A 17326-nucleotide genomic window follows, 5' to 3' on the forward strand; every position below is an offset into this window, starting at 1 on the left:
GCTATGCTTTGTCTGCCCTCCCCTTACTAAGGGGATTAAGGGGTGGGGTGTTAGGGAGTTTTGCAAGATATCTAATCTATGGCGATCCAAAATTGCTTCAGTCATCTCAAATACCGTTGATTAAGGGTTCTACATCGTTCATTGGTGACTTTAATGTAAAAAATGCATAATATTCATGCGTTTTTGGCTAATTTTCCCAAAAAACGTAACAATTTATACGATTTTAACAAAAATCTCGCCTTAAGTTATGAGTATCGAAATTGTTACATGAACATTATCTAAACCTGCTTGACAAATTCCCAAGATGTAAATGGCAACAAATTCTCCTTAACTAACCACAGATTTGAAGTTTCGCGTTGGAATGTTCTTGAGTAAAAATAATCAGCCGTAATTAAATATTAAGTTTTTATTCCCTAACCCTCGTAGATACAGCACCTGATGTAACTACGGATTGATTGGTATTGGGAAATTACGACCACAGTTCCCGATCATATCAGTAATTTGCAACGAGATTCAGCCTCATGACAGACACAGCAACTACCACTAGCCTTAATAAGTTCGAGAAATTAAAAGCAGAAAAAGATGGACTTGCCATCAAGAGTGAGATAGAGAAATTTGCCGCCCTGGGTTGGGAGGCGATGAACGAAACAGATCGCGATCATCGACTCAAATGGGTAGGCGTGTTTTTTCGCCCAGTTACCCCAGGCAAGTTTATGATGCGGTTGCGGATGCCTAATGGTATCCTTAGCAGCAGCCAGATGCGTGTTTTGGCCCAAGTAGTGCAGCGTTACGGTGATGATGGTTGCGCTGATATTACTACCAGACAGAATATTCAATTACGGGGGATTAGGATTGAAGATTTACCAGATATCTTTAATAGATTTCACGCAGTTGGTTTAACCACTGTGCAGTCAGGGATGGATAACGTCCGCAATATTACAGGCGATCCTGTGGCGGGGTTAGATGCAGATGAGTTGTACGACACGCGAGAGTTGGTACAGCAAATTCAAGATATGCTCACCAATAAAGGGGAAGGAAACCCAGAATTTAGCAACTTACCACGGAAGTTTAATATTGCGATCGCAGGTGGAAGAGACAATTCAGTTCACGCTGAAATTAACGATTTGGCTTTTGTACCAGCGTTTCAAGAAGCAGGGGAGCAGGGGAGCAGGGGAGCAGAGGAGCAAAATTTCCCCTCTACCCATTCCCAACACAAAATTTTCGGGTTTAATGTTTTAGTCGGTGGCTTTTTCTCAGCTAAACGCTGTGAGGCGGCGATTCCTCTGAATGCTTGGGTACTTCCCGAAGATGTAGTAGCTGTATGTAGAGCGGTTTTGGAAGTATTTCGTGATCATGGGCCACGTGCTAATCGGCAAAAATCGCGCTTGATGTGGCTAATCGATGAATGGGGTTTAGATAAGTTTCGAGCAGAAGTAGAAAACCGTTTGGGTAAATCATTATTACCCGCAGCAGCAAAAGACGAAATCGACTGGGAAAAACGCGACCACATTGGGGTATATAAACAAAAACAAGCAGGATTAAATTACGCAGGTTTAAACATTCCTGTCGGTCGGTTGTATGCCGAAGATATGTTTGAAATCGCTCGTATAGCAGAAGTTTACGGCACTGGCGAAATCCGTTTCACAGTTGAGCAAAACATTGTTATACCCAATATTGCTGACTCACGTTTAGCAACATTTTTAACAGAGTCTTTGCTGGAAAGATTTTCTATTGATCCAGGTTTGCTGACGCGATCGCTAGTATCTTGCACAGGCGCACAATTTTGCAACTTTGCCCTCATCGAAACCAAAAACCGCGCCCTGGCAATGATTAAAGTCTTAGAAGAAGAGTTAACCTTCACCAAACCAGTGCGAATTCACTGGACAGGTTGTCCCAACTCCTGCGGACAGCCTCAAGTTGCAGACATCGGCTTGATGGGAACTAAAACTCGCAAAAATGGCAAAACCTTGGAAGGTGTTGACATATATATGGGCGGCAAAGTTGGCAAAGATGCTCATTTGGGTACTTGCGTCATCAAAGGCATACCATGCGAAGACTTGCAACCAATATTACAAGACTTACTCATCAAAAACTTTGGGGCAAAACTCAACAAAGAAGCCTTAGTAGTTAGCAATTGCTAGTGCTTATCTGGGGAATTGGGCATGGGGCATTGGGGATGGGGCATGGGGCATGGGGCATGGGGCATGGGGCAAAACTCATACTTCAACCTTAAAGGCTCAATGTTCAGTCTCAAAGGTGCAACTTCCGAGGTAAAAGGTGCAACTTTCGAGTTGAAAGGTTCAATCTCCGAGTTGAAAGACTCATCTTCCGAGCTGAAAGGTTCAATCTCCGAGTTAAAAGGCTCATCTTCCGAGTTAAAAGGCTCATCTTCCGAGTTAAAAGGCTCATCTTCCGAGTTAAAAGGCTCATCTTCTCCGTGTTTTATTCAATTAGAAAGATTGGAATGCTTAAAAAATTATTTTCATTCAGCGATCGCTACCGCATCTTACATCAGACTTGGTTTGCTTTCTTTCTCACCTTTGTCTGTTGGTTTAACTTTGCCCCCTTCGCTACAACCATTGGCAGAGAACTACATCTAGCACCAGAACAAATCAAAACTTTAGGCATCTGTAACCTCGCCCTCACAATTCCCGCACGACTAATTATTGGGATGCTTCTGGATCGTTTTGGCCCCAGAATCACCTACTCAATCCTGCTGATGTTTGCGGTAGTTCCTTGTTTAGCGACGGCGCTAGCGCAAGATTTTAATCAACTAGTCATCAGTCGTTTGCTGATGGGGATTGTTGGATCTGGGTTTGTTGTGGGTATCCGTATGGTAGCCGAATGGTTCGAGCCGAAGGAGATGGGAATTGCTCAAGGTATTTATGGCGGTTGGGGCAACTTTGGAGCTTTTGGCGCAGAGTTTGCCTTGCCGATACTTGCAGTTTCTACGAGCGTTTTTGCTGGTGGTGCTTCTAACTGGCGGTTTGCGATCGCATTTACAGGGATTATTGCAGCTATCTACGGCGTAATTTATTACAACAATGTCCAAGATACACCCACAGGCAAAGTTTACAAAAAACCTAAGAAAAATGGTTCTCTAGAAGTGACCAGTATTAAAAGCTTTTGGGCGATGATTCTCTCAAATTTTGGTTTAATTTTCGCCTTGGGTTTATTGGCTTGGCGTTTGGAACAAAAGAATATTCACTTCCTAACTTTGAGCCAAATGTATCTGACTTGGTTACTATTAGCAGGATTATTTGCTTACCAAAGTTACAAAGCTTGGGAAGTCAACCGAGAACTTTTAATTGGCAAGAAAAGTTATGCTCCATCTGAACGCTTCCAATTTGGTCAAGTAGCTTTACTAGAATTCACTTATATAACTAGTTTTGGTAGCGAACTGGCAGCTGTTTCTATGCTCCCAGCATTTTTTGAAAAAACCTTTGCTTTAGAACATGTTATCGCTGGGATGATTGCCGCTACCTATCCATTTTTAAATTTGATTTCTCGTCCCAGTGGTGGCTTAATTTCTGATAAATTTAACTCCCGGAAGTGGACAATGACAATTATCAGTGCTGGCATTGGTGTTAGTTATTTGATGGCACATTTTATTAGTAGTAGCTGGCCGATTCCGGTAGCGATCGCAGTTACAATGTTTGCCGCCTACTTTGCCCAAGCTGGCTGCGGTGCAACTTACAGCATCGTCCCCCTAATTAAGAAAGAAGCTACTGGACAAATTGCTGGTAATGTAGGAGCTTACGGTAATTTTGGTGGCGTAGTTTACCTGACAATTTTCAGCTTAACCGATGCTCCAACACTATTTTCCACAATGGGTTTAGCTGCCCTAGTCTGTGCTTTTATGTGTGCCTTCTTCCTCAAAGAACCAAAAGGTTCCTTTGCCGCTGCATCTGAAGGTGAATTACCAGAAACCGCAACTACTATCTTCTTAACCGAAGAATAATCAATTGAAGGTGAAGTAGTGAAATTAACTATAAAATCTCAATTAGTTAACTTTACACTTCATCCTTATATAACATTCTCTCTGTACTGATGTAAAAACCCTTTATAACTCTCTTAACTTTGCGTTCTTTGCGCCCTTTGCGGTTCGTTTACTCATTCTCTTATTCCTATCTTCAGACAGAATAATAGTAAATTTAAAAATTTAGAATGCTCTCTCTGCGGTTCGTAAAAAAATAATTTCCACAAACCACATCGGCAGAACTTACGCAAATTTATGAAAAAACGAATCGCAAAGGACACAAAGAAATAAGAGTTTCAAAGAGTTTTTGCGTAACACACAAATTTCTCAAACTGTTGCTACATCTGAGGTTGCACAATCAAAATAACAAAATGCTACAACTGCCATGAGTGAATTTACCAAAACTCTCTGTCCCTACTGTGGTGTTGGCTGCGGTTTAGAAGTTTCACCTCCAGCCCAACTAGGCAAAGCAACTAATCGAGATAGCCAAGGAAATCCAACTTGGCGGGTGCGGGGTGACAAAGCCCATCCGTCGAGTCAGGGAATGGTTTGCGTCAAAGGCGCAACGATCGCAGAATCTTTAGATAAAAATAGATTACATTACCCAATGGTGCGAGACTCATTAGATCAAGAGTTTCGGCGGGTTAGTTGGGATGAAACTTTTGATCTGATCGCCAAACGCATTCAAACCGTGTTATTCACCCAAGGGACAGAAGCCTTATGTATGTACGGTTCCGGTCAGTTTCAAACTGAGGATTACTACATAGCCCAGAAACTCATGAAAGGCTGTCTGGGTACTAATAATTTTGATGCCAACTCTCGCTTATGTATGTCTAGTGCTGTGGCTGGCTACATTCAAAGCTTTGGCTCAGATGGGCCACCATGCTGTTACGATGACTTGGAGTTAACTGACTGTGCATTTCTAATTGGTACTAATACAGCCGAATGTCACCCCATCGTTTTTAACCGACTAGAGAAATATCACAAAAAGAACCGCAAAGTCAAAATGATTGTGGTTGATCCCCGTCGCACACCAACCGCAGAAGCCGCTGATTTGCATTTAGCCATTCGTCCCGGTACAGATATCGACTTGTTAAACGGCATCGCCCATTTGTTGATGCGCTGGAATTACATTGATACGATGTTCATGGACGACTGCACCAGCAACTTTCCCGCTTATGCTGAAGTAATTCGCCACTATCCACCAGAAGTAGTGGCTCGTCAATGTGGAATCAGTATTGAAGATTTAGAAACAGCAGCTCGCTACTGGGGTAAATCTGAGCGAGTACTGTCTTTGTGGTCAATGGGTGTGAATCAATCGTCAGAAGGGACGGCTAAGGTAAGAACGATTATTAACTTGCACCTGATGACTGGACAGATTGGCAAATCTGGGGCTGGCCCTTTTTCCCTCACTGGTCAGCCGAACGCGATGGGAGGACGGGAAGCCGGAGGTTTGGCGCATTTATTACCAGGTTATCGGACGGTGAAAGATCCTCACCACCGTACAGAAGTTGAGGAGTTTTGGGGACTCAAGCCAGGACAAATTTCGCCCAATCCTGGTTTGACTGCTTGGGACATGATTACTGGGTTGGAAAATGATGCTGTAGGGTTACTGTGGATTGCAGCTACCAACCCAGCTGTGAGTATGCCAGATTTAGAGCGGACTAAGAAGGCATTGTTGCGATCGCCTTTCACTATTTACCAAGACGCTTATTATCCCACAGAAACCTCTGCCTACGCTCACATTCTACTACCAGCAGCCCAGTGGGGTGAAAAAACTGGTGTGATGACAAATTCCGAACGGGTAGTAACTCTGTGTTCAGCATTTCGCCAACCGCCAAGAGAAGCTAAAGCCGATTGGGAAATTTTTGCCGAAGTTGGACGTAGATTAGGTTTTGAGAGAGAATTTGCCTTTGCTAACTCTGCTGAAGTTTACGCTGAGTTTGTCAAACTAACCAAAAACCGCCCCTGCGACATGACAGGTATCAGTCACGCGCAATTACAGACACAAGGCCCGACTCAATGGCCTCACCCTGAAGAGAGCAGGGGGAGCAGAGGAGCAGGGGAAGCAGGGGGAGAAGCATCTGCCAATTGCTCTGGGAAAAGACTATACACTAACTTGCGCTTCCACACCCCTGATGGACGCGCTCGATTTGGTGCATATTACTCCAAGGGATTGGCAGAACCGCCAGACCCAGATTATCCGTTTGTGCTAACTAATGGACGACTTTACGGACACTGGCATACGCAGACACGCACCGGTCGAATTGAAAAAATTTGCAAAATGCATCCCGAACCGTTTATCGAAATTCATCCCCGTGATGCTGCTCGGTTAGGTATTGTCGATAGTATGCATGTAGAAGTGCGATCGCGTCGGGGTAAAGCGAAGTTTCCTGCTAAAGTCACAAAAGCGATCGCGCCTGGTACAGTTTTTGTCCCTATGCACTGGGGTTCGCTGTGGGCAGATAATGCCGAAGCTAACGCCCTCACCCATCCAGAATCGTGCCCCGATTCACTGCAACCAGAATTAAAAGCCTGTGCTGTGCAGTTAATACCAATTTCGGTGGAAGTTCCCATCAAAGATTATCAACTCCAGTCCTCACAATGGTAAGCTGCAAAGTGTAGCTCGAAGGTGGTAATTTATAACCAGCAATAGGTAATTTCGTCAATAATCAATAGTCAATAGTTATTATCATTTTTTATAACTCTCTAATTTTGACTGTTACCAATTACTATATCTAAAGAGGTAAAATTCTAGCAATAAGAGGTTTTACTAGAGTTAGTTTTATCTATGGATAAAGAATAAAAAAGCATAGAAACTTACAAAACATTATCAGACATCTTTTTTTAATAAATTCTGGCAGTTTCAGTCCACAGAGCTAGGTCATCAGTAAGTTTTTTGCCAGGTCAAAGAGTTGTAGAACTTAATTACGAATTACGAATTACGAATTATTTTTAATCCTCTAGATTTATCTATGGGATTTTCTTTTATTTAAAAATCGGGTGCAGCAGATGAAAAAGTTACTGAGGAAAATTCTAGGGGCTACCAAAGATGAGAATTTAATGCACATCATTGAAAACATAGAAGTGCTAGTTTCTAAAGTTCTATCTATTTTTATGGTGGTCGTAATTTTGGTAGCGATCGGAGATTTAGGACTATTTATTTTTAAAGAGTTATTTACAACCCCTTACGCAAAGTTTAATACAACATTATATAAAATATTTGGGCTGTTTTTGAATATTTTAATCGCTTTAGAAATTTTAGAAAATATTACAGCATATTTACGAAGACACGTTTTTCAAGTTGAATTAGTTATTGTTACTTCTTTAATTGCTGTTGCGAGGAAAATTATTATTCTTGATTTAGAAAAAATTGAAGGTATTGATATAATTGGTCTAGGTATAGCTATTCTTGCCTTATCAATTAGTTATTTGATAATTCGTCTCAGTAATTCCAAAAATGCAAGTTAATTGAAGGAGGCAGTGTTTCGATTACGCTCAAGAACCAGGCAGAAGGCAACAGTATAAAGAGCTAATTTTAAATACTTTCTTATGACAGATTTCTTTGAATTTGAAGCAGACTTTGTTGATTCCCTGCGCTGCATTCCCATGCAAGTGCGTTGCAAACTAGATACCTGTGGCATCAAGCTAAAATTGCCTGATTGGAATCAAATGACGACAGATGAGCGTCAAGCTTTAGTCAAATTACCTTGCACTACAAAAACGGAAATTCAGTCTTACCGCGAGTATATCGAGCAATTAATCATACAACGCACAGGTATACCAACTACAAAATTGCCCATTGAGCCTCATCCTGCATGGCTAGACTCTGCCACTGTACCAGCTAGCCTTCAGGAAAAAGCTCAAGAAATAGGTGTAACCCTAACACAGCAAAATTGGGCAGCTTTAACGCCCTTACAGCGTTTTGCTTTGATTAAACTCAGTCAGCCAGGACATGAAAACAAAAATTTTAAGAGAGCGATCGCAGAATTTCATCTGTTTTAATTAGACAATAGTCGTGAAAATAAAAAATCTACAGAGCGATGCCTGCGCCTGCGGCAGGCATCGCAAAATTTTTTGGTCTACTGTATCTACCAACTCCCTTAGTGAAAAAAATTTGAGAATTGTTTCCAATTGCTGAATCATTTCCTGTAATGTTTATTCTCAAGTAGCTGACTGCCAATCTCAGTAAATAACAGCTATTTGCTGCTTTTTTGAGAGTAGTGGTAAGTGGATAGTAGGTGTTGGGGTACTACATAGTGTTAAAACAGACATTGAAGATTGTTTTGGTGACAAGCTCTATTTGCTTCTAGATTGCAAGAAGTATAACTGCTGCTGAAACGAACAAACAAGCACAGGATAAATCTGTTGCATCGGTATTACGCAATTCTAGAACGATTAGAGAGATTCCAAGACTCAATAAAATAGAACCGACTAACACTAGCGCTCAAGAACTAGTACAGTCACCAGCACCACAAACAATACCTACCTCAGAAATTGTGCCAGTGACGGCAGTAAAAGCTAATCCCACCTCTAAAGGTTTGGAGGTGATTTTACAGACTCGCAAGCAGGGTGGTTTCATACAAACAGAGAAAAATAATAATGATTTATAGGGGGTAATGAAACATTTACAACAGGCGAAGTATGAATCTGATCGAGCAGTTGCAACAAGTTCCAGACTATCGGCATATCCGAGGACGAAGACACGAACTATGGTTAGTTTTGTTACTGATATTACTAGGAGCAATGACGAGGTACTGGGGTTATCGACCACTGGAGGACTTTACTAACGTACATCGGCAAAGCTTGATTCAAATGTTAGAACTGACACCTGATATCAAGTTTCCTTCATACTCGACATTCCGACGGGTACTAAAAACCATCGATTTTCAGCCATTAACAGACTTAATTTTTTACTTGGGCATTGGCGATCGCCTCACCAAAACCAGAGGAACGATTGGCAGTTGATGCTAAGAGCATTCGTTGCACACTGACAGATTATAGTCAGTCATATCAGAACTTTATCTCGGTTGTGTCAGTATTTAGTCACCAACGTGGTGTTGTTGTCCAGATGCAAATTTGCTAATAAACAAGTCAGCGAAGTCGCAGTTGTGCAACAGTTAATATCTGAGTTTACAGGTCAAAGCGTCATGTTTACCCTTGATGCTCTGCACTGTCAAAAAAAACAGTATCATTGATTATCAATGCTGATAATGATTATTTGATTGGATTGAAGGAAAACCAGCCTAAACTCTACAAAATGGCTCAAACTCAATTCCTTCAATCATCTCCACTCAGTTGTGCCACAGCTATTGATTCGCGGCATTCAAGAATCGTCAAACGCACTTGCCAAGTATTTGCAGTTCCAGAATCACTTCAAAATCAATGGGCTGGACTCAAAACATTTGTTGTTGTCGAGCGTCAGGGTGAACGCGATCGCCAACCATTTCACGAATGTCAGTTTTACATTTGTAGTCAACATCTCGAAGCTCAACAATTGCTTGCTGATACTCAAGGACACTGGGGAATTGAAAATCGGCTACACTGGGTCAAAGATGTTACATTTTCCGAAGATTTTCCACTACGTCGTGGTGGCAATGCTCCTGTCAATTGGGCAATTTTGCACACCTTTTTGATTACGAGCGCCAGATTTTTTGGTTTCCGAACTATCCCTCAAGCACAACGTGCCTTATCCAACCAACTCCAAAAGGTTTTTTCTCTGTTTGTATGAAACCACCCTGCTCTCCATGAATTGCCAGAGGGGTTTCAATATTTACTTGACGTCACGTACCTGGCAACCGCTATAAACAACTATTGACAAAAGATGAGGTAACAAAATATGGCTGCAAAGAAACTTTTGATGCTTGTTGGTGACTATGTAGAAGACTATGAAGTGATGGTTCCTTTCCAGGCATTGCAAATGGTAGGACACACTGTCCACGCAGTTTGCCCCGACAAAAAAACTGGCGACAAGGTGCGGACAGCAGTTCATGACTTTGAAGGAGACCAGACTTATAGCGAAAAACCCGGACACAATTTTACTTTAAATGCTACCTTCGCAGAAGTAGAAGCCACAAACTACCATGCCTTAGTCATTCCTGGAGGACGGGCACCAGAATATATCCGCCTCAATCAGCAGGTACTAGAAATCACCCGTCACTTTGCCCAAACGAATAAACCGATTGCTGCCATCTGCCACGGCTTGCAGTTATTAGCGGCTGCTGATGTACTGCAAGGCAAGAGATGTAGTGGCTACCCTGCTTGTAGCCCAGATATCAAGAGTGCTGGAGGGATCTATGTTAATATCCCTGTCGATCGGGCAATAGTTGATGGTAACTTGGTGACAGCACCAGCTTGGCCTGCTCACCCACATTGGCTAGCAGAATTCCTCACAATACTTGGAACTAAGATTGAACATCCAGAATTGACTACAGTTGTTTGAGACAAGATACTAGAAATCTTTTGGTTCAATCTTCATAACAGTTTTTTCCCTACTCCCTACTCCAAAAGAGCTTTGGCAAAAACAACTGACAACAGACGACTGAAAATTATATATTTTTGAAATGGAACTAAATGCAGTAAAAAATACTATTTTTTAATAAATTGCGGTGCGTTTAATTTGCCGCTACGATGTCAAAAGTACAGCATCGAGACAATCTGATTTATCCCCCTAACAAGCCTGTTTTAGGACAAACTATCAGCAGATGGAATACTTCTTTACATGAGGTGAAACAATTTGAAATTTTGCACCAATAATTTTAAATTTCTTAGCAGTAAGTGAAGCTATAGTGGATTTAGCAATGCTGCTGCTAATGTGGCTAAGGTTAGTCCTGCTGCCAAATTATGTGAAGAATTAGTTTAGAAACGCACTCTAACTCGATGACAGGCAAAAACGCAAGACATAATGCATTTCTGCGGCTAGTGTCTGGTAATGGGGCAGCTTTGGGAGCAGAATCTCGCTACTCGCTGCCCCCCAGTAAAGAGATGGTAATTGGACGCGACCCCAGCTGCCAAGTTGTCTTGGATGCCATGATGTACCGAATGGTATCTCGTCGTCATGCAGTGGTTCGTCCCCTCTCTCTATCCCCAGATAGCAAATTTAGTTGGGTGCTTTGTGACTTGAATAGTGCTAATGGCACTTACTTAAATGGACAACGCTTGTATGAATGTCAGGAATTGCACCCAGGCGATCGCATTTCTCTAGGTGCTGATGGGCCGCAATACATTTTTGAATACGAGTATACCTCACTGACTCCGGCGACGACAGTGAACCAAGTTACACCACTGCCTTCGGCGACGAACTACCACAACCACACGCAATTAAAGCAGCCAGATTCTGTTAGCTTCACCCAGCTTTTTCCGATTATTTCCACTGGTAAAGATTTAACTAGTAAAGCTTACCTCGTACCGGGAATACTGACCGTAATTTTTGTGGTGCTGATGTTCGCTACAGTCGGTCGGCCCCAAGCTAATCAAGTGATCGTAGCAAGTTACATCGCCTTCGCTGCCTACTATTTTGTTTACCAACTTTGCGGTAAACAAAAGCCTTGGTGGGTGCTAATGGCTACGTCATTGGGTACAATCCTGATTTTGCTCAGTCCGCTGTTGGATCTATTTATTTTCGTATTTCGCGGCATTCTGCCTGGAAGCTTGCCCACACCCCAAGAATCTATCACCTTCACAGAGTTACTGGTGCGGATGTTTTTTGGCGCTGGGTTGATGGAGGAATTACTCAAGGCATTACCTGTACTAGGGGCTTTTGCCATCGGTAGAATGTTGTCTTCACCTTGGCGAGAACGCATCGGCATCTGGGAACCTCTAGATGGTATTCTCCTGGGAACGGCTTCTGCCGTTGGCTTCACTCTCTTGGAAACCCTCGGTCAGTATGTGCCTGATATCACTCAAAATGTCACGCAACAGGTGGGTATAGGAGCTGCTGGTCAACTGGCAGGTTTACAACTGTTAATTCCGCGAATTTTAGGCTCTGTAGCCGGACACATGGCTTATAGTGGCTACCTGGGTTATTTTATCGGGTTGGCTGTCCTCAAACCTAGTAGAAGTTGGCAAATTCTGTCTATTGGTTATCTGAGTGCCTCTGCGCTCCACGCTCTCTGGAATGCTACAGGGTCAATCAATGCCTTGCTGTTGGTAATTGTTGGAGTGTTATCTTACGCCTTTTTGATGGCGGCAATTCTCAAGGCACGGGCGCTGTCACCGACGCGATCGCAAAATTTTGCTACCCGATTTCTTGGGCCAAAATAGGGGAGTAGGGGGAGAACAAGCAATGCTTGAGTATTTACCTCTTGGGATAGATGGCCTAATTTGAAAATCAGCGTACTGTTAATTTATTATGGGGTAAATATACTTACAAAAATAAAAATCATTAAACTTCTTCTTGTAAAAGTCTTGATTTTCGACTCTATATCTTTGCGTAAGGGAAACCAACATCTTTGCAAAAAACACCTCTGAATAAAGTGAACGCAAAGCACGGGTTACACGAACACAACGCATAATCAAAACTTTTCCTACTCCCTACTCCCCATTCCCCATTCATAGTTCCGGCTGAGACTTGTTAAGTTCAGTAAAAGCATAAGAAGCGATCGCTAAACTAACCTTTGCTTTCTCGACTTCTGATAAAGCTGTCCACTCGCTATTTTGAAGATTACTGAGTGCAGATACCGCGTTTTGCGATTCGCTACTTCGCATAGCGTAAGCAAAAGGACGAGCCAAAACGATCAGATCCTCTGTTCCCCAAGTTGGTAGTACTGTCTGAACGCACTCAACCAGTTGCTCGCTGATTAATTGGCGAGCCGCAAATATCTCAGCAGCTTTGGTAGCGATGGTGTTGAGCAATATTTGGGGGACACAGGCAGAAAAATTCGTACGTAATGTTTCTTGAAGGTTAAGTACTACTGCCTGTTGGAGGTTATCATTATGGTCAGGTGTAGGAGTAATACTAGACCAAAGTGCATCTAGATGTCCGTAAAAATCTTGCGAGCGCCTCATTAGTTCAACGCCCTGCAAATCTTCCATTCCGAACTGTTGTTCTAGTTCCTGAAAATAAGCTTCTGATTCCTCATCACCTGGATTCCAGGGATAGTTAGCATCCTCTGGTTCTAGTAACGCTTCTAATAACTCTAAATCTACTTGAGATGGCAAAGAAGAGAAAGTGTCTGAGCCGTTAATTTTGTGAGCCATATTTATCTTACCTGATGATTATTTGGTTGTATTGACAGCTACAAGTTCTAAGAGGAGATTTCCGCAAAAACTGTTGATTTTTTCTCCAAAAAAAACAGATTTTAAATGATGCTAAAGACTCAAATTGATTTACGCAATAGCTGTGCTAGGAGTCTTCAATAACAAACTCCCAGGTTTCACCTCTAGCACTTCCAAACTTTAACTGCATTCCCGATTTCAAAGGGACTTCCTCTCGGAGGATTTGTTGCCAACCATTAGGGCCTAAAAACCAGGTTGTCCCGTAGGTGGAAAAATCTTGCAAGTAATAAGTTCGCATTAGTGTAGCATCAGTAAGAGTGTTGCGGCAGAAGATTTCGGCGTGGCGTTTGGATACAGATGGTTCGGGGATGACGATATCATTGTCTCTCGTGCGGCCGATGCGGGTAACTCCATTACGCAGTAACCAGGTTTTACCTTTTGGAGTGAGCGATCGTAAACTTGCAGTCGGAAGCGAGGAACCTACATCAGGAATAGCTGTATCTGGTAGTTCCGTAATACCTTCATCTAGATTCTTAATGAGTTCGCCATTAAAATCTGGATGCAGGTAGAGAACAGGCAAAGTCCAAGCAGGTTGATTAAATTTATACAGTGTTAACAATTCTTGCCTAGCCTGGGCTACGGCTTCATCAATTGGCTTGTGCGATCGCAAAGCTTCGGTAAAGGCTTGAATAAAACTGTGGCTTTCATGGTCAGCAATTTCATCGCGCATCCCTAAAACCGCAGGCACACCATGACGAATCAATACTTCTGCTAAACTACTGGCAGGGATAGCTTGATGATTGATCGCAGCTGGTTGTGCGCCCCAACAGGCGTTGAAAACCGCTAGTTTCACACCTGTACGGGTCAATACTTGCGCCAATTCTATCCCATTGAGGGGCATATCTGGTCGCAAAAACAGTAACCCTCCGTCTGGGTCTGGCAAACCATGTCCAGCGTAAAAGAAAATATTGTATTCTTTGGTTTCTAATTCATCAATCAACTGTTGTGGAGTTGGTTGGATGAGTTGATTTACTACACAAGGTGCATATCTTTGGGAGTTACCAGGCATATCTACAAGAGCTTGCTGTAAGATAGCGGCTTCTTGTTCTAGTTGCAGTTTGTCATCATGACCTAAAACTAGCAGAATACTTAAAGCTTGGTCAGTTCGCAAATACGGTAAAGCGTCAACTTCAGTGGTGGTGCGACTAAATAGCAAATCTTGTGAGAGAGACATCGCCGATTGACCAGGCTCACGCTGCATAATTTCCCAAGGGAAAGCGATCAGATCCGGGTCGCGAATTTCTAGTCGAAAGCGCAAACGTGTATGCTGACCCATAGCAATACCGCGACTGCGTTCTAGACTACCAAGAATTTGCCCGTCGAATACCCAGCGCCATAAATTCATTCCCAAGTATTGCATCAGACGACTGCTGTAGGGGCCAGTCGTTTGACCTGAAGGGGGTGAAATCCAATCGATGGGGAATGGGTTGGCCTTTTGAGATGTTGAGTTTGGGGAAATATCTAGGCGACCATGACCAGCAAACATCTGCTGCCATTCTTGCCAGACTTGGGTCAGCTCAACAGGCCATACACAGTCACGTAAAACGTAGCCACTGGGATACGGAGCCTTGACCACCCAAATGGCGAAGTTGTCAGTGCCAGTATTTACGAGACGGGCGATCGCCAAATTCAGGGATGGCATGGATTCATTAAACTAAAAGCTAAAAAAAATAATTTCAAATAACAATTCTCCAAGGTGAAAATTTTCTACTTTTTTGACCTTGTAAGTTTTTTACTCTGATTGTTACCTGTTATTATTCCAGGTTTTTACTAGTTTATCGAGTATTTGATTAAGTTGGACTGGTGTTAGATGGTTCGGTAACTGGCGGTTGCGTGACAGTTCTACATGGATTTGGTGCGTCTGATTGTAAAACAACGCCAAAACGGTTGACTTGGGAGGAGTTTAGCAATACTGTTGCTGGTAAAGGTTTTGAATTTGGTGGAACTGAGGTAGTTACAGCTGGGTTATTAGGATTAGCTGGAGTTTGTGTACTTTTATTATTGGCACAGACTCGCATAGACACCAAAAAACTCCCAGAAGCAGGATTTGGATTTGATTTTTTCTCAATAACTTCTAAAAAAGTCCCACGGGGAAGTAATTGGTTGTTTCCCAAGGAGATGTCATTATTGGTTTTAATTACCCAACCAAGAGAAAGATTAGCCAGCGATCGCGGTGTCGGTGTTGCTTCGATGGTAGGATTTTGAGTTTGTAATGGATTGGAAAAAATTGGAGAGGCCCCTGATGGCGATCGCAGTTGCTTGACGAACAATCCTAAAAAACCTGCTGCTAGGACAAATATTAATGGAACTATCCACTGTAGGGGGAATTGACGAGTTCTAGCAGGCTCAGTGTCTGGAATCACCTGAGTCTTGTGGTTTGGGCTGCCTAAAACTGTCGCATCTGTCGCCCTAGATGCTAAATCAACAGTTTTGGCAGAATAACTCTGGGGAATCACTGCTTGGATGGTGATTTCTGGTTCCCAATATTGGACTTGATAGTGAACTAAAGCAACGGTGACATTATCGTGTCCATTTTTAGTATTAGCAATTTCGACTAATCTATCGGCAACAGTTGCTATATTTGCTTCCCCAACTAAAATCGGCAAGATTTCTGTTTCCCAGTACTCCTCCACCCGATCGAAGTCACTCAAACCATCGGATGTGAGCAGAAAAACAGCATCTTCATCGAGCATAAACCGTCCCGATGTGGGATGCAATGAAGTGCTAGACCCCATCCCCAAAGCTTGGACGAGAGAGCCAGCGGCACTCTGTTGTACTGCATCGCGGTAAATGGCATAACCTAGTCGCACTTCGCGGGAGGCGACATCATCATCAAGGGTAACTTGATAACAGCCGTGGCGTGTAATCCAGTAGGCACGACTATCGCCGACGTGGGTAATGTACATTTCATGAGCAACAGGTAATGCCATGACTAAAGTCGTGCCCATGCGTTGACGCCCTTGGCGATTTTCACCGTCATTGCGCTGGCTGATTTTGTCATTGGCCATTGCCACTGCCTTATCTAGGTCATTCAGCAGCAGTGAGGGGTCTATGTGGTCGTAAGGAACCTTTGTTAGTTGTTGTACCTGCTGCTGGATCGTTTCAATGGCTAAATTTGAGGCCACATTGCCGCCCTCGTGTCCACCGATACCATCACAGACAATTGCTAAGGCTGTTGGCTGGGGTGGTTTGCTCACCAGAGTTCCACTGGGAGGGCTACAGGCATCTTCATTACGTTGGCGACTTGGCCCGGTGTCGGTTTTGGTGATAATTTGGATCGTGGGTGTTTGCGATCGCCCTAACCCAGCCAGTCCCCGATCTAAAACTCCGACTAATTGATCGGTTGAATTAATCTCTCCCTGAATTAAAGCAAGGCTAACGCGATCAACAAATTCCGCGATCGCTGGTTTGGCAGTGCTGACCAACTGCTGCCAAAATTCACCTAATTGCGGCAATTCTGGTGATGTGGCGCTGTCAAAACGCAATTCTAACAAACGTACTAACGATCCTTCTACCCGTAATACATAAGAGTCAAGTAAGCTAGAAGCGACACCTTCACTCACCAGAGGTTGCCACAGATGAGCTATTTGCCATAACCAATTTAGTTGGCGCATTGATGTTGCATCACGCCAAGCGGTGGTTAACTCGCTACCCAAATGTACTTGTTGGATAGTGTCATCTACTAATAGTGGCGGTTTTTCTAAGAGTAATATTTCTCGGTGGGAAGACCCGTCAGCAACAAAAAGCACTCCATATACCTGCGGTACGTGTAAACGGTAGGGAATCAGTCTCAGGTAGGCTTTTAGAGGCTGCAAATTATCTAACTCAGGCGTTAGCGCTAATAAACCAGGCTTCGTATCTAAAAGAACAAATTTATCAAGGATTAAATAGCGATCGGCTAATATTTCTCCAGGGCTACCCACACTTGGGCTATCTACCACAGCCCAGAGATAATTTTTGGGTAGGGGCGTGGAACATCGCTGGCAAAACTTGTGAGTCAGGGGATTGGCAGCCTGACAATTTTCGTTTGGACAGTAGAGCGTTGCCGCGTCATTTTCCATAGTTTTCGCA

Annotated in this window: 14 protein-coding genes; 10 read left to right on the top strand and 4 right to left on the bottom strand. The window is 43.1% G+C overall.

What is annotated here, in order from left to right; all coding sequences use genetic code 11:
• Positions 1 to 521 precede the first annotated feature (521 nt).
• The 6 genes from HWQ40_RS10955 to HWQ40_RS10980 all read left to right on the top strand — a co-directional run bounded on the left by HWQ40_RS10955 (position 522) and on the right by HWQ40_RS10980 (position 7984).
• A complete protein-coding gene (locus tag HWQ40_RS10955; RefSeq protein ID WP_292777621.1) occupies positions 522 to 2141 on the top strand; it encodes a ferredoxin--nitrite reductase in 1620 nt (539 codons plus the stop codon).
• Between the two features lie 21 nt (positions 2142 to 2162).
• Positions 2163 to 2600, top strand: a complete 438-nt coding sequence (locus HWQ40_RS10960) for a hypothetical protein (protein WP_292777623.1) — start codon at positions 2163 to 2165, stop codon at positions 2598 to 2600.
• The gene (locus HWQ40_RS10965; RefSeq protein ID WP_292778018.1) at positions 2504 to 3961 is read left to right on the top strand and encodes a NarK family nitrate/nitrite MFS transporter; all 1458 of its coding nucleotides are present in this window, start codon (positions 2504 to 2506) and stop codon (positions 3959 to 3961) included. The genes HWQ40_RS10960 and HWQ40_RS10965 overlap by 97 nt, the downstream gene beginning before the upstream one ends.
• A gap of 403 nt (positions 3962 to 4364) precedes the next feature.
• Positions 4365 to 6590 carry a molybdopterin oxidoreductase family protein gene (locus tag HWQ40_RS10970; RefSeq protein WP_292777625.1) on the top strand — a complete coding sequence of 742 codons (2226 nt, stop codon included), beginning with the start codon at positions 4365 to 4367 and terminating at the stop codon, positions 6588 to 6590.
• Positions 6591 to 6991: 401 nt separating this feature from the next.
• On the top strand, positions 6992 to 7450 hold the full coding sequence (locus HWQ40_RS10975; protein ID WP_292777627.1) for a phosphate-starvation-inducible PsiE family protein: 459 nt from the start codon (positions 6992 to 6994) through the stop codon (positions 7448 to 7450).
• 81 nt (positions 7451 to 7531) lie between these two features.
• Positions 7532 to 7984: a nitrate reductase associated protein gene (locus tag HWQ40_RS10980; RefSeq protein WP_292777629.1), complete on the top strand. Its 453-nt coding sequence runs from the start codon at positions 7532 to 7534 to the stop codon at positions 7982 to 7984.
• A 442-nt stretch (positions 7985 to 8426) separates the two neighbouring features.
• On the opposite strand, the gene HWQ40_RS10985 is transcribed toward HWQ40_RS10980, so the two are convergent.
• Positions 8427 to 8561 (bottom strand): hypothetical protein, encoded by a 135-nt coding sequence (locus HWQ40_RS10985; RefSeq protein ID WP_292777630.1) that lies wholly within the window; start codon positions 8559 to 8561, stop codon positions 8427 to 8429.
• A gap of 62 nt (positions 8562 to 8623) precedes the next feature.
• On the opposite strand from HWQ40_RS10985, the gene HWQ40_RS10990 reads away from it, so the two are divergent.
• From HWQ40_RS10990 to HWQ40_RS11005, 4 genes are all read left to right on the top strand, one after another.
• A complete protein-coding gene (locus tag HWQ40_RS10990) occupies positions 8624 to 8947 on the top strand; it encodes a transposase family protein (RefSeq protein WP_292777633.1) in 324 nt (107 codons plus the stop codon).
• A gap of 205 nt (positions 8948 to 9152) precedes the next feature.
• The gene (locus HWQ40_RS10995; RefSeq protein ID WP_292778020.1) at positions 9153 to 9710 is read left to right on the top strand and encodes an ISAs1 family transposase; all 558 of its coding nucleotides are present in this window, start codon (positions 9153 to 9155) and stop codon (positions 9708 to 9710) included.
• 108 nt (positions 9711 to 9818) lie between these two features.
• On the top strand, positions 9819 to 10421 hold the full coding sequence (locus HWQ40_RS11000; RefSeq protein ID WP_292777635.1) for a DJ-1/PfpI family protein: 603 nt from the start codon (positions 9819 to 9821) through the stop codon (positions 10419 to 10421).
• Positions 10422 to 10858: 437 nt separating this feature from the next.
• Positions 10859 to 12241 (top strand): PrsW family glutamic-type intramembrane protease, encoded by a 1383-nt coding sequence (locus HWQ40_RS11005; protein WP_292777636.1) that lies wholly within the window; start codon positions 10859 to 10861, stop codon positions 12239 to 12241.
• A 288-nt stretch (positions 12242 to 12529) separates the two neighbouring features.
• Here the strand turns inward: HWQ40_RS11005 and HWQ40_RS11010 are convergent, their stop codons facing one another.
• The 3 genes from HWQ40_RS11010 to HWQ40_RS11020 all read right to left on the bottom strand — a co-directional run bounded on the left by HWQ40_RS11010 (position 12530) and on the right by HWQ40_RS11020 (position 17316).
• On the bottom strand, positions 12530 to 13177 hold the full coding sequence (locus tag HWQ40_RS11010) for a hypothetical protein (RefSeq protein ID WP_292777637.1): 648 nt from the start codon (positions 13175 to 13177) through the stop codon (positions 12530 to 12532).
• A gap of 145 nt (positions 13178 to 13322) precedes the next feature.
• Positions 13323 to 14897 carry a CHAT domain-containing protein gene (locus tag HWQ40_RS11015; RefSeq protein ID WP_292777639.1) on the bottom strand — a complete coding sequence of 525 codons (1575 nt, stop codon included), beginning with the start codon at positions 14895 to 14897 and terminating at the stop codon, positions 13323 to 13325.
• Between the two features lie 148 nt (positions 14898 to 15045).
• Entirely contained in the window at positions 15046 to 17316 is a 2271-nt protein-coding gene (locus tag HWQ40_RS11020; RefSeq protein WP_292777641.1) for a protein phosphatase 2C domain-containing protein, read from the bottom strand.
• Positions 17317 to 17326: the final 10 nt, after the last annotated feature.

The sequence above is a fragment of the Nostoc sp. NMS9 genome, assembly GCF_017114995.1.
Classification (GTDB): domain Bacteria; phylum Cyanobacteriota; class Cyanobacteriia; order Cyanobacteriales; family Nostocaceae; genus Nostoc.